Here is a 12,566-nt window from a genome sequence, read left to right as displayed (position 1 = left end):
GCGGCGCATTGAAGTCATGGCATGGATCCTAGGGTCTGCGCCGCGTCGCTACGCTCCTTGCTCCGCCCTAGGATGACGAAGGAATGGACGTTTCCGCTAATTCCGAACGCTAACGCCCGATAGAATCCAGTCCGCTCAGGTATTCACGCCAAGCTCAACCAGCCGCTCCACACAAGATTCCTCGGCCTGGTCGAGTTCAGCCAGCGTCTCCTCAAGGTCGCGGCGCTTCTGCCGGAGATCCTCGCGCTTTTCCTCGATGCGCTTGATCATCAGGTTGAGCTGGCCGACTTCGCCGGGCGGCTCCTTGTACATCTGGATGATTTCGCGGATTTCGTTGATCGAGAAGCCAAGCCTCTTGCCGCGCATGATCTGACGGATGAGGTGCCGGTCGGAGGGGCGAAACAGACGCGTGCGGCCACGCCGCACCGGCTGCACCAGCCCTTCGTCCTCGTAAAAGCGAAGCGTCCGCGTCGACACGTCGAACTCGCGGGTCAACTCGGTGATCGAATAATATTCTCGCATTGCCACTCCCGCACGCCGAAACCAAGGGGCGATCCCATGCCGGCGTCACCCTTATGTCCCGAACCAGAACCCGTGCCATGCCGGAATCGACATGGCGCCCCGCGCAAGCCTCGCACGGCATTTACGTAAAAGTCAATTAAGCCAAAAGGCGTGCCTTCAGGGCACACCGAACCACCACGTGGCAATGCCGAGAAATGCAAAGAAGCCGACGACGTCGGTAACCGTGGTGACAAAAACTGCCGAAGCGACCGCCGGATCGACCTTGAAACGATCGAGCAGCAGCGGGATCAGGATGCCGGCCAGGGCGGCCACGAACATGTTGATGATCATCGCCGCCGCGATGATGCCGCCCAGATTGGGGTCACGGAACCAGGCTGCCGCAACGATGCCGATCAGGATGGCGAAGACGATGCCGTTGATGAAGCCGACACCCATCTCGCGGCGAATGATGCGGCCGGCATTGTAGATGTCGAGATCCCTGGTCGCCAACGCCCGCACGGTGACGGTCATGGTTTGCGAGCCGGCATTGCCGCCCATGCCGGCGACGATCGGCATCAGCACCGCCAGTGCGACGATATGTTCGATCGTGCGGTCGAACAGACTGATCACCGACGCCGCCAGGAACGCGGTCAGAAGGTTGATCAGCAACCACGGAACGCGTGAGCGCGAGGTCGAAAAGATGCTGTCGGAAAGCTCCTCGTCGCCGACGCCGCCCATGCGCATCAAGTCTTCTTCGGCCTCCTGCTGTATGACGTCGACAACATCGTCGATGGTCAGAACGCCAACCAGCCGTTCGTTCTCGTCGACGACTGCGGCCGACAAAAGATCGTACTGCTCGAATTCCCGTGCAGCCTCTTCCTGGTCCATGGTGGCCGGAATGGCGTGCCGCGTCTCGTGCATCACTTCCTCGACCTTGACCGAACGCTTGGTGCGCAGGATCTGGTCGAGGTCGATGGCGCCGAGCAGCTTGAAGCTCGGATCGATGACGAAGATCTGGCTGAAGCGCTCGGGCAGATTCTGGTCGTCGCGCATGTAGTCGATGGTCTGGCCGATCGTCCAGAACGGCGGCACCGCGACGAACTCGGTCTGCATGCGGCGGCCGGCCGTCTCTTCGGGATAGTCGAGCGAGCGGCGCAGTCTGATCCGCTCGGTGAACGGCAGCTGCGACAGGATCTCGTCCTGATCCTCCTTCTCGAGGTCTTCGAGAATGTAGACGGCGTCGTCGGAATCGAGCTCCTGTACCGCCTGCGCGATCTGCGCATTGGGCAGACTGTCGACGATCTCCATACGGATCGCCTCGTCGACCTCGGTCAGCGAGGAGAAGTCGAAATCGGCGCCCAGGAGCTCGACCAGCGCGTGGCGCTGTTCGGGATGCAGCGCCTCGAGCAGGTCGCCGAGTTCCGACTGGTGCAGGTCGTCGACTTCATGCTTGAGGGTCAGCGTGTCGCGGTCGGCGATCGCCGCGCCAATCCGCGCCAGGAAGGACGAAAGCACAGCGCCGTCCTCGCCATAGATGTCGGCGTGGTGCTCCTCGGCGGCCCTGGCGCCAATCGTCCGTTCGTGCTCGCCTTCCACCAGCGCCTCCCGCCACAAGAATCCCGGAAAAGGTGCAAATCAGGTCTAGAGCATCGGACCCAAAGGGGAAACCGGTTTCGGGAGAATCCGACGCTCAAAAAGAAAGTGGCGTAAAGCGCGGGAATATCAACGAAATGCGCCCGGCCCGCAGCGGGCGGAGCTTGCACAATCGGGATCTGGGAAGGAAAATGGTGCGGTCGAGAAGACTCGAACTTCCACGGGTTGCCCCACAGCGACCTCAACGCTGCGCGTCTACCAATTCCGCCACGACCGCACGTGGTAGAGCCGGAACCGACCGGCTCGCGGCGTGTAGCAAATCGTTTCCGGCGAAACAAGTGCACGGCAAGCAATAATGTCAGGCGATTGGCATAATGCTCCACAGGGTCCGAACGCAGCGCCGGAACTGGACGTTTGCGCCTGATATCGCCATATGGAAGGCAAGTTGATGTCACCCAAAGGTGCGAGGCGGTTTTGGGACGCGACATGCATAAGCGAAAAGACGATACGCCATGCCCGAACGCAGCCAGATCGCCACGTCGTTCCTGCCGCTCCCCGGTTCAGCACCGGTCGAATGGCTGATCGAGCCCGGCCTTACCGCCTATCCCGAAGCACTTGCCTTCATGGAGGCGCGCGCCGAGGCGATCCGCAGCGGCGCTGCCGGCGAAATGGTCTGGCTGGTCGAACACCCGCCGCTCTACACGGCCGGCACCAGCGCTCGCGGCGAGGATCTGATCGACGCCAGCCGCTTCCCGGTGTTTGCGGCCGGCCGCGGCGGCGAATACACCTATCATGGGCCGGGCCAGCGGGTCGCCTATGTCATGCTTGATCTGAAGCGGCGGCGTGAGGACGTCCGCGCCTTCGTCGCGGCGCTCGAACAGTGGATCATCGGCACGCTCGCCGCCTTCAACGTGCATGGCGAGCGCCGCGAGGACCGGGTCGGCGTCTGGGTGGTGCGGCCGGATCGCCCTGCCCTGCCGGACGGCTCGCCGGCGGAGGACAAGATCGCGGCCATAGGCATCCGGCTGCGGCGCTGGGTGAGTTTTCATGGCATCGCCATCAATGTCGAGCCCGACCTCGACCATTTCAGCGGCATCGTGCCTTGCGGCGTGCAGGACCACGGCGTCACCAGCCTCGTCGATCTCGGCCTTCCCCTGACCATGGCCGACCTTGACCTGGCGCTGAAATCCGCCTTCGAGGATGTGTTCGGTCCCGCCACGCTCTTGCCTGTCGAAGCCGAGCGCAAGGCCGGCTGATTCTTCCGGACCCGGTACGGCTCAAATCAGTTGGGCGGAGGCCCACAATACGCCATAGCCATGGATGGCGAACACTGCCAGCAACGCCGCCGCCATGGCGAGCCGGTCGATGGTGCGGATCGGCTTCAGCTCGTAACGCGGCTTGACCCCGCTGCTCATCGTCAGCAGGCTGAGGATCGAAAACACCGCTCCCGTCGCGAGCAGGAAATTGGAGGAAAAGCCGGCCTGCCAACCGACAGCCAGGAAAGCCGAGAGCAGGAAGAAGGAAGCCAGCGCCAGTGCGACCGGTCCCGGACAGATCTGGCGCAGCACCTGGCCGCCGTCGAATTTCCACACCGGCACCAGATTGGCGATGTTGAACAGTGCGGCGAAGCCCGCCAGGGTCGCCAGCAGGGCCGCCGCCAGCCGGTGGCCTTCCGCGCCGGCAAAGGTGCTGGCAGCGATCACAACCGGCACCAGGAATGCGGAGAAGCCGGCGCCCATCAGCGCCACGAAGGCGACTTCGAAACGGCTGTCATAGGGCCGCCCGCCAATGGCGATGCCGCCGAGCAGCGGAATGAAGATCATCCGTGCCCGGTTGTGGCCCATAAGCCGGAACGCCGCCATATGGCCAAGCTCATGCAGGGCGACCACCGATGTGAGGATCGCGGCCAGTGCCAGGCCGCCGAAGTGAAGGCCGAAGAATGGCCACAGGATCAGCGCCGAAAGCCCGGCGAAACCGACCTGGCTCAACGGATGCTCGAACCAGCCGCCCTTGCGATACTGCCCGGTCCGCGCCCAGCGCTGCAGCTTGGAGAGTTCGCGGCGCAGGGCGAAATAGCGGAACACAAGGAAGGCGACGCCGCGATAGCGATCCGTCTGGCTGAGCGTCACCCGCGTGCTGGTGCCTTCGGAAACGAGTTCAACGGTTTCGGAAAGTCCTTCCAGAACGAAGCGTCGAGCGCCGTGTCCTCGATGACACGCATCGAGAAGCTGATACCTTCGACGACGTCATCAAACCGCGACTTGCGTTCGATCGGCTTGCCGTCGCGACCTTCCCACGACAGCGTCATGCGGGCCACGCCCTCGCCGTCCGGCGCCTCGGCGGAAAGAATCTCACCGGACCAGCCGGCATCGCTGCCGAGCGGCCACAGCGCCTGCCAGAGGCGCTGGCGGTCCATCGCCACCAGACGGGTCAGACGGACCGTGCGCAAACCAAGCGGCACGGTCATCAACAGAAAGATCAGCCCGAGATTGCTAGCCACCAGAATGGCCGTGACTATGGGCGACACTTGGACGTTGCTCCCTGTCTTGCCGAGGTATCCTAACGTTACGGCGGCAAGAAAAGCTTAACGGCGGAACGGCCTTCCACCGCATAGGAACAGCGGCGGCGAACGCCGCCAAATCACATGGCTCCGATCCAGATCGCCATGGAAACAAGGAAGGTGCTCATGCAAACCAGTGAGATGACATCCTGAACCAGATCGGTCATAACTCTCTCCTGTTGTTGATATGTTCGCATTTTGTTCTAATTTTGTTTCAAAGTCAACGGGCACGATCCGCCCGCGCCCGGAATTTCCGGGCGATCAAATCGGCAGGGTTAAGAAAGGGTTGAGGGGCGATCGACGGTGCTACGTGGGCTGACCGAAGCCTTTGCGATTAGCCAATACATCCATCGCATCGTCATCCTAGGGCGGAGCAAGGAGCGGAGCGACGCGCGCAGACCCTAGGATCCATGCCGTGACCCAGGGGCGATGCTACGGTGCAGAATTATCGCTCTGATAGAGGTCGCATATCCTCGACCCCTGCATTTGTCTCGAAAGTAACGGCATGGATCCTAGGGTCTACGCTCCGCTCCGCGGAGCTTCGCCCTAGGATGACGACATCAGAGACTAAAGCGGCACCACTTTGCCGTCGGCCAGCGTGACGCGCCGGTCCATGCGCGATGCTAGCTCGTGATTGTGTGTGGCGATCAGCGCCGCGAGGCCCGATTGCTTGACCAGCGCCGCCAGCGCCTCGAACACATAAGACGCGGTGACCGGGTCGAGATTGCCGGTCGGCTCGTCGGCCAGCAGCACCAGCGGCGCATTGGCGACCGCACGCGCGATGGCGACGCGCTGCTGTTCGCCGCCGGAGAGTTCGGACGGCCGGTGCGACGCGCGCTTGCCGATCTGCATGTAATCGAGCAGCTGCGCCGCGCGCTCGGCCGCGTCCTTGCGGCTGAGCCCCTTGATGAGTTGCGGCATCATGATGTTTTCCAGCGCCGAGAATTCCGGCAGCAGGTGATGGAACTGGTAGACGAAGCCGACATCGTTGCGGCGGATCGCCGTGCGCTCGTCGTCGGAGAGCCGCCCGCAGGCACGGCCGGCCAGGATGACGTCGCCGGCGTCGGGACGCTCCAGCAGGCCGGCAGTGTGCAGCAGGGTCGACTTGCCGGTGCCCGACGGCGCCACCAGCGCCACCATCTCGCCGCGCTTCAGCGAGAAATCGGCACCGTTCAGGATGGTGAGCTTGCGCGGCCCCTGGACGTAGTGCCGCTCGACGCTCTTCAGCTCGATAATGACCTCGGCCACTATTCGTACCTCAAGGCTTCGACCGGATCGAGACGCGCGGCGCGCCATGCCGGGAACACCGTCGCCAGGAAGGACAGGCCGAGCGCCATCAGGACGACATAGGTCGTCTCGCGCGGATCCATCTTCGCCGGCAACTGGCTGAGGAAATATAGTTCAGGATTGAACAGCACCTTGCCGGTCATCCATGAGAAGAACTGGCGGATGGATTCGATGTTGGTGCAGATCAGCACGCCGAGCAGCACACCGGCGAGCGTACCGGTTACGCCGATCGCCGCCCCCGTCATCAGGAAGATGCGCAGGATGGCGCCCCGCGACGCGCCCATGGTGCGCAGGATGGCGATGTCGTGGCCCTTGTCCTTCACCAGCATGATCAGGCCGGAGATGATGTTCAGCGCCGCCACCAGCACGATCAGCGTCAGGATCATGAACATGACGTTGCGCTCGACCTGCAGGGCGGAGAAGAAGGTCTCGTTGCGCTGGCGCCAGTCGACCATGTCGATCGGCCGCTGCGCCGCCGCCTCCACCTTCGGTTTCAGCGCATCGACATCGTCTGGATTGTCGACATAGATCTCGATCGTCTGCGCCCGCCCGTCCATGTTGAAATAGAGCTGCGCTTCGGAGAACGGCATGTAGACGATGGAGGTGTCATATTCGGACATGCCGACTTCGAAAATCGCCGCGATCTTGTAACCCTTCATGCGCGGCGTAGTGCCGATCGGCGTCACGTCGCCGTCGGGCGAAATCAAGGTGATGGTATCGCCAAGCGTCAGGCCGAGATTCTCGGCCATGCGCTTGCCGATGGCAACGTCGTCGCCAGAGTCGAAATCGGCGATCGAGCCCTGCTTGATGTTGCTGGCAACGATGGCGATCTTGCTCAGATCCTCGCCGCGGATGCCGCGCACCAGCGCTCCGGTTCCACCGCCGACATTGCCTTGCGCGAGCACCTGGCCGTCGATCAGCGGGATGGCGTATTTGACGCCTGACACACCGTTGATGCGGCTGGCGACCTGCGCATAGTCCTCCAGTGGCGAATCGAGCGGCTGCACGATCAGGTGGCCGTTGACGCCGAGGATGCGCGTCAATAGCTCCGCCCTGAAACCGTTCATCACCGCCATGACCACGATCAGCGTGGCGACGCCCAGCATGATGCCGAGGAACGAGATCGAGGCGATCACCGAGATCACCGTCTCCTTGCGCCGCGAACGCAGGTAGCGCCAGGCGACCATGCGCTCGAAGATGGAAAAGGGTCCGGCGCCGACCGGTCTTGCCGCCACCGCCTCGTTCATGCGGCGACACCGAAGCGCTTCTTCACGTCTGCGATCGGCAGCGTCTCGCGCTCGCCGGTCTTGCGATTCTTGATCTCGATCTCGCCGGCTGCGACACCACGCGGCCCGACGATCACTTGCCAGGGCAGGCCGATCAGATCGGCGGTGGCGAACTTGCCGCCCGGCCTCTGATCGGTGTCGTCGTAAAGCACGTCCTTGCCGGCGGCGACGAAAGCGGCATGCAGTTCGTGGCAGACGCGGTCGCACTCGGCGTCGCCCGCCTTCATGTTGATCAGCCCGATGTCGAACGGCGCCACCGCCTCCGGCCAAATGATGCCGTTGTCGTCATGGCTGGCTTCGATGATCGCAGCGACCAGCCGCGACGGACCGATGCCGTAGGAGCCGCCGGAGACGAAATGATCCTTGCCGTCGGGCCCGGTCACCTTGGCGCCCATCGGCTTCGAATATTTGTCGCCGAAATGGAAGATGTGGCCGACCTCGATGCCGCGCGCCGAAACCTTGTCACTCTCGCCGATCTTCTCCCACGCCGCCTCGTCGTGCATCTCGTCGGTGGCTGCGTAGGGTGTCGTCCAGGTCTTGACGATATCGCCGATCTCGGCGGCATTGGCGAAGTCGGTCTTCTCTCCGGGCACATCGAGCGAAAGATAGTCGCGGTGGCAATAGACCTGGCTCTCGCCGGTGTCGGCCAGGATGATGAATTCATGGCTGAGATCGCCGCCGATCGGCCCGGTGTCGGCCCGCATCGGTATCGCCTGCAGCCCCATGCGCGTAAAAGTCCGGAGATAGGACACGAACATCCTGTTGTAGGCCGCCCTGGCGCCCTCGAAGTCGAGGTCGAAGGAATAGGCGTCCTTCATCAGGAACTCGCGCGAACGCATGACGCCGAAACGCGGCCGCACTTCGTCGCGGAACTTCCACTGGATGTGGTAGAGATTGAGCGGCAGGTCCTTGTAGGACTTCACATAGGCGCGGACGATCTCGGTGACCACTTCCTCATTGGTCGGGCCGTAGAGCATGTCGCGGTCCTGCCGGTCCTTGATGCGCAGCATCTCCTTGCCATAGTCGTCATAGCGGCCGCTTTCGCGCCACAGATCGGCCGACTGGATGGTCGGCATCAGGATTTCCAGCGCCCCGGCGCGGTTCTGCTCCTCGCGAATGATGCGGCAGACCTTGTCCAGCACCCGCTTGCCGAGCGGCAGCCACGAGAAACTGCCCTGCCCCTGCTGGCGGATCATGCCGGCACGCAGCATCAGCCGGTGCGAGACGATCTCGGCCTCGCGCGGGTTTTCTTTGAGGATCGGCAGGAAATAGCGCGACAAACGCATGGACAGGTCCGTGAGTGAGGAGGGCCGCGTCAGAATCGGCGCGACTTTGGCTTGCTTGACCCGGCTTCATAGCCATTTCAAGGCGGAATGGGAACCCGGACGCTTCGGCCCGAAAAGCGGCAATCGATTTTCAAAAAGCATGGGATAGCCGGGATCAGAAGCGTCGCACCGTCCTTCGCCCGCCCAGAAGACCCACGGCGCTGCAAGGCCTCCCGGTCACCGCGCGCGTCTTGATGATCGTTCGCCAAGCAACGCCTGCCACACTATTGTGCAGTGCAGCACGAGAATGCCCGTTTCAAGGCAAAATTCTTCGTGACATTTTCATTCGCCTTAGGCTAATGTACCTCGATAACCGAGAGGGTAGAAAAAAATCTGCTCTCCTACGCGGTCAAAGTCTTGGGAGGATGCGATCTAGGCGCGGTTACTCGCTGCCGCCGGAAACCGGAAACAGATCGGACGCGTTTAAATTGCAAGGCCTCGTGCCTTGCATTTTTTTTGTGCAATCATCTGCTTAGCGCAACGCGTTGCCAAACCACCTTACCTAGCGTCAGCGCTCGTCCGGCCGCAAAACGGCACGGCATTCCTATCTGGAACCAAGCTGTTCCGAAGGATGAAAACGCCTTTGCCAGACAAATCTTCTTGGGCCGGGGCCGGCTATTTGGCTAAGGTTTGGCTGAATTCCGGCACGATGTGGGGGATGTCGTTGAGGCTGTATCCAAGCCCGTGCGTCAGGCCATAGAAAATGCCCATCAGGATCGCGGTGGCGATGGTGGTGCGGATCACCGCGCGCAGCATGTGGGGACCGCGCGGCGCGCTCGGAACCGTGCCCAGCGTCACGTCACGATCGTCGTCCTGCGTCCTCACGCTGAACGGCAGCACGGCGAACAGCACCACCCACCAGGTCGCGAAAAACAGGGCGGTGAACGAAACCCAGCTCATGATTGCTCCAGTTCGATCAGCGTTCCGAAAAAATCCTTCGGATGCAGGAACAGCACCGGCTTGCCGTGCGCGCCGATCTTCGGATTGCCGTCGCCCAGCACGCGGGCACCGGCGGCCTTGAGCTGATCGCGCGCGGCCAGGATGTCGTCGACCTCATAGCAAAGGTGATGCATGCCGCCAGAGGGGTTCTTCTCCAGGAAGGCGGCGATCGGCGACCCCTCGCCCAAAGGCTCCAGAAGTTCCACCTTGGTGTTGCCGACATTGACGAACACCACCGTGACGCCATGCTCCGGCAGCGCCTGCGGCGCCGTCACTTCGGCACCCAGCGTGTTGCGATAGGCGGCGACGGCGGCCGCCAGATCCGGCACGGCAAGCGCGACATGGTTGAGACGTCCGAGCATTGGCACTCCCAAGTAGGGAGTATGGGAGTAAGGGAAAAGACAGATATGTCAGCTGTTTGCTCTTCCTACTCCCCTACTCCCGTACTCCCCTACTCCCTTTCGTCATCTTGTGACGAATACAGTCACCAGCGGCTTCTTACCCCAGGCTTCGTTGGCGGCGCCGCGCACGGCGCGCCGCACTGCTTCCTGCACCAGGTCGAGGTCTTTTCGGCGCTGACGGGGGATCGAGTCCACCGCGCCGATTGCCGCATCGATCATCAGATCTTCCAGCGACTCGCCACGGCCATCGGCCTCGGCGACGCCGATGGCGACTAGGTCGGGGTCGCCGGCAAGCTCATATTTGTCGTCCAGGACGACATTGACCGCCACATGGCCGGCAAAGGACAGCTTGCGCCGGTCGCGAATGCCCATCGCCTGATCGGTGCCGATCAGTCTGCCATCCTTGTAGATACGGCCGAACGGCACCTGATCCATGATGGTGGCTGGGCCGGGAGCAAGCCTGAGCATGTCGCCGTCGCGCACCTGCGCCACCTGGCCGATGCCCGATGTCGACATCAGCGAGCCCTGCGCCACCAGATGTGCCGCCTCGCCATGCACGGGAACGCCGATCTGCGGGCGCACCCATTCATACATCTTGCGCAATTCGCTGCGCCGCGGATGGCCGGAGACATGCACCAGTGCATCGCCGTCCTCTATGATCTTGACGCCGAGGTCGATGAGGCGGTTCTTGATCTCGAGAATCGCCTTCTCGTTGCCGGGAATGGTACGCGAGGAAAACACCACCGTGTCGCCCGCCGTCAGTGACACCGACTTCATCTCTTCGCGCGACAGCTTGGCCAGTGCGGCCAGCGGCTCGCCCTGGCTGCCGGTGCAGATGATGACCAGGTTCTCGCGCGGGATGAAACCAAAATCCTCCTCGGCGATGAACTCCGGCAGACCGTCCATGTAGCCGAGTTCGCCGGCCACATCGATGACCCGTTTCAGCGAACGGCCAAGCACCAGGCACTGGCGTCCGGCATCGCGCGCCGCTTTGGCGATCGAGACGATGCGTCCGACATTGGAGGAGAATGTGGTGACGGCGACACGGCCCTTGGCAGCCTGGATGACGCCCTTGAGGCCCTCGCCCACAGCCACTTCCGAAGGCGACTCGCCTTCGCGCAGCGCATTGGTCGAATCGCAGATCAGCGCCAGAACGCCCTTGTCGCCATAGGCCCGGAAACGCGCCTCGTCGGTCTTCGGCCCGATCGTCGGCTCCGGATCGATCTTCCAGTCACCGGTATGGATGACGGTGCCTGCCGGCGAGGTGATCGCCAGCGACATCGGCTCGGGAATCGAGTGCGCGACCGGAATGGCTTCGATCGCGAACGGGCCGACGGTGAATTTCTCGCCCGCCCGGTAGATCGTCACCGGTATTTTCGGCGCGCCCTGCTCGCCTTGCCGCTTGGCCTCCAGCAGGCCGGCGCTGAACGGCGTCATCCAGACCGGCGCCTTCAGCTTCGGCCATGTGTCGAGCAGCGCGCCATAATGGTCTTCATGCGCATGCGTGATGATGATGCCGCGCAGATTGGCGAGGTTCTCCTCGATGAAGCGCGTGTCGGGCAGCACAAGGTCGACGCCCGGCAGGCTGGCATCGGGGAAGGTCACCCCGACATCGATGACGATCCATTCGCGCGCATTGGGCGGCCCGTAGCCGTAAAGAGCGAAGTTCATGCCGATCTCGCCGACGCCGCCGAGCGGCACGAAGACGAGTTCGGCGTTTTCCGCTTTCGCCATGATTTTTCCCTTCCTGGCCCTCAGGCCAAGCCTAAAAAGCAATTCCGGGAAAAGTGTGTAACGGTTTTCCCACCGGAGTTGCGCAAAAACAAACAGTTAGAACCGTTCATGAACGGCCCTATGCCCTGGCCGAAGCGACCGCGCCGAAATGCACATCGCCGGCGGCGATCGTCCGAACCGAACCTTCATCGTCGCGGATCACGAAACGGCAGTCCTCGTCAATGGTCTCAAACACCCCACGCACCACATTACCGTCAATTCTGACAGCAACTTCGCCGCCGAGCCCCGCAGCACGATCAAGCCAGCGTCGCCTGACGGCGGCAAGTCCGCGCCCCTCGTCCCACAATCGGGCATTCTCGCTCCATGCATCTGACAGCGCCAGGAACAGTGTTTCCGCATCACATGCCGCGCCCAGCGCGCTGAGTGATGTTGCGGGATAGGGCAAATCCTCGGGGTATGCCACCACATTGACGCCTATGCCGACCGCCACCGCGAAACGGCCGCCTTCCAGAATTGCCGATTCCAGCAGGATGCCGGCCAGCTTGGCGCCGGAGGCAAGCACGTCGTTCGGCCATTTGAGTTCGAAACGGTTCTTTCCTTCGCTGCCACCGTCGAGGCCGATGGCGATCCGGCCCTTCGGCACCACGGCGTCGAGCGCATCGGCCAGCGCCAGTCCGGCGACGAAGCCCAGCGTCGCGGCAAGGCGAAGCTCCGCCTTGGTGATGACGAGCAGCGTCGCCGCGAGGTTGCCTTCGGGGGTCGCCCAGACGCGGCCGCGCCGGCCACGCCCGCTTTCCTGCTTCTTGGAAACGACCCACAATCTGCCGGGGTCGCCTGCCCTTGCGTGGTCCAGTGCCAGCGCATTGGTGGAGCCGACGCTCTCATGCGCCTCGAGCCGGAACCCTTCCGACGCCGAGGTTGGAGCCAGCCGAAATGCCAT

Annotated in this window: 12 protein-coding genes and 1 tRNA gene; 1 reads left to right on the top strand and 12 read right to left on the bottom strand. The window is 62.8% G+C overall.

Annotation, left to right across the window (positions count from 1 at the left end; all coding sequences use genetic code 11):
• Window positions 1–135: 135 nt before the first annotated feature.
• The 3 genes from EOB49_RS21680 to EOB49_RS21670 form a co-directional block, all read right to left on the bottom strand.
• Window positions 136–522: a MerR family DNA-binding transcriptional regulator gene (locus tag EOB49_RS21680; protein WP_023685221.1), complete on the bottom strand. Its 387-nt coding sequence runs from the start codon at window positions 520–522 to the stop codon at window positions 136–138.
• Window positions 523–678: 156 nt separating this feature from the next.
• Window positions 679–2,097, bottom strand: a complete 1,419-nt coding sequence (gene mgtE / locus EOB49_RS21675) for a magnesium transporter (protein ID WP_127382185.1) — start codon at window positions 2,095–2,097, stop codon at window positions 679–681.
• 189 nt (window positions 2,098–2,286) lie between these two features.
• Window positions 2,287–2,371 (bottom strand) — tRNA-Leu (locus EOB49_RS21670).
• A 235-nt stretch (window positions 2,372–2,606) separates the two neighbouring features.
• On the opposite strand from EOB49_RS21670, the gene lipB reads away from it, so the two are divergent.
• Window positions 2,607–3,350: a lipoyl(octanoyl) transferase LipB gene (gene lipB, locus EOB49_RS21665; RefSeq protein WP_127382184.1), complete on the top strand. Its 744-nt coding sequence runs from the start codon at window positions 2,607–2,609 to the stop codon at window positions 3,348–3,350.
• 21 nt (window positions 3,351–3,371) lie between these two features.
• On the opposite strand, the gene EOB49_RS21660 is transcribed toward lipB, so the two are convergent.
• The 9 genes from EOB49_RS21660 to EOB49_RS21625 form a co-directional block, all read right to left on the bottom strand.
• Window positions 3,372–4,223: a hypothetical protein gene (locus EOB49_RS21660; protein WP_245472775.1), complete on the bottom strand. Its 852-nt coding sequence runs from the start codon at window positions 4,221–4,223 to the stop codon at window positions 3,372–3,374.
• Window positions 4,220–4,621: a hypothetical protein gene (locus EOB49_RS37810; RefSeq protein WP_245472774.1), complete on the bottom strand. Its 402-nt coding sequence runs from the start codon at window positions 4,619–4,621 to the stop codon at window positions 4,220–4,222. Before EOB49_RS37810 ends, EOB49_RS21660 begins: the two co-directional genes overlap by 4 nt.
• Before the next feature lie 600 nt (window positions 4,622–5,221).
• Window positions 5,222–5,905, bottom strand: coding sequence for an ABC transporter ATP-binding protein (locus EOB49_RS21655; protein ID WP_174800360.1), 684 nt, complete (start codon window positions 5,903–5,905; stop codon window positions 5,222–5,224).
• Window positions 5,902–7,188 (bottom strand): lipoprotein-releasing ABC transporter permease subunit, encoded by a 1,287-nt coding sequence (locus EOB49_RS21650; RefSeq protein ID WP_127382183.1) that lies wholly within the window; start codon window positions 7,186–7,188, stop codon window positions 5,902–5,904. Before EOB49_RS21650 ends, EOB49_RS21655 begins: the two co-directional genes overlap by 4 nt.
• Entirely contained in the window at window positions 7,185–8,513 is a 1,329-nt protein-coding gene (gene proS / locus EOB49_RS21645) for a proline--tRNA ligase (RefSeq protein ID WP_127382182.1), read from the bottom strand. Before proS ends, EOB49_RS21650 begins: the two co-directional genes overlap by 4 nt.
• Before the next feature lie 654 nt (window positions 8,514–9,167).
• The gene (locus EOB49_RS21640; RefSeq protein ID WP_127267197.1) at window positions 9,168–9,452 is read right to left on the bottom strand and encodes a DUF1467 family protein; all 285 of its coding nucleotides are present in this window, start codon (window positions 9,450–9,452) and stop codon (window positions 9,168–9,170) included.
• Window positions 9,449–9,853, bottom strand: a complete 405-nt coding sequence (gene mce, locus EOB49_RS21635; protein WP_063168232.1) for a methylmalonyl-CoA epimerase — start codon at window positions 9,851–9,853, stop codon at window positions 9,449–9,451. The genes EOB49_RS21640 and mce overlap by 4 nt, the downstream gene beginning before the upstream one ends.
• A 102-nt stretch (window positions 9,854–9,955) precedes the next feature.
• The gene (locus tag EOB49_RS21630) at window positions 9,956–11,626 is read right to left on the bottom strand and encodes a ribonuclease J (protein ID WP_127382181.1); all 1,671 of its coding nucleotides are present in this window, start codon (window positions 11,624–11,626) and stop codon (window positions 9,956–9,958) included.
• A gap of 118 nt (window positions 11,627–11,744) precedes the next feature.
• Window positions 11,745–12,566 (bottom strand): biotin--[acetyl-CoA-carboxylase] ligase, encoded by an 822-nt coding sequence (locus EOB49_RS21625; RefSeq protein WP_127382180.1) that lies wholly within the window; start codon window positions 12,564–12,566, stop codon window positions 11,745–11,747.

This window comes from Mesorhizobium sp. M7A.F.Ca.MR.148.00.0.0, assembly GCF_003997735.1.
Taxonomy (GTDB): domain Bacteria; phylum Pseudomonadota; class Alphaproteobacteria; order Rhizobiales; family Rhizobiaceae; genus Mesorhizobium.
Note: the sequence above shows the minus strand (reverse complement) of the source record. Positions and strands in the feature narration are given on the sequence as shown.

Bases quoted from the DNA above. Each gene is read 5' to 3' on its own strand.
- EOB49_RS21680 (WP_023685221.1), bottom strand. From the start codon at position 522: ATGCGAGAATATTATTCGATCACCGAGTTGACCCGCGAGTTCGACGTG.
- lipB (WP_127382184.1), top strand. From the start codon at position 2,607: ATGCCCGAACGCAGCCAGATCGCCACGTCGTTCCTGCCGCTCCCCGGT.
- EOB49_RS21650 (WP_127382183.1), bottom strand. From the start codon at position 7,188: ATGAACGAGGCGGTGGCGGCAAGACCGGTCGGCGCCGGACCCTTTTCC.
- proS (WP_127382182.1), bottom strand. From the start codon at position 8,513: ATGCGTTTGTCGCGCTATTTCCTGCCGATCCTCAAAGAAAACCCGCGC.
- EOB49_RS21640 (WP_127267197.1), bottom strand. From the start codon at position 9,452: ATGAGCTGGGTTTCGTTCACCGCCCTGTTTTTCGCGACCTGGTGGGTG.
- mce (WP_063168232.1), bottom strand. From the start codon at position 9,853: ATGCTCGGACGTCTCAACCATGTCGCGCTTGCCGTGCCGGATCTGGCG.
- EOB49_RS21630 (WP_127382181.1), bottom strand. From the start codon at position 11,626: ATGGCGAAAGCGGAAAACGCCGAACTCGTCTTCGTGCCGCTCGGCGGC.
- EOB49_RS21625 (WP_127382180.1), bottom strand. From the start codon at position 12,566: ATGGCATTTCGGCTGGCTCCAACCTCGGCGTCGGAAGGGTTCCGGCTC.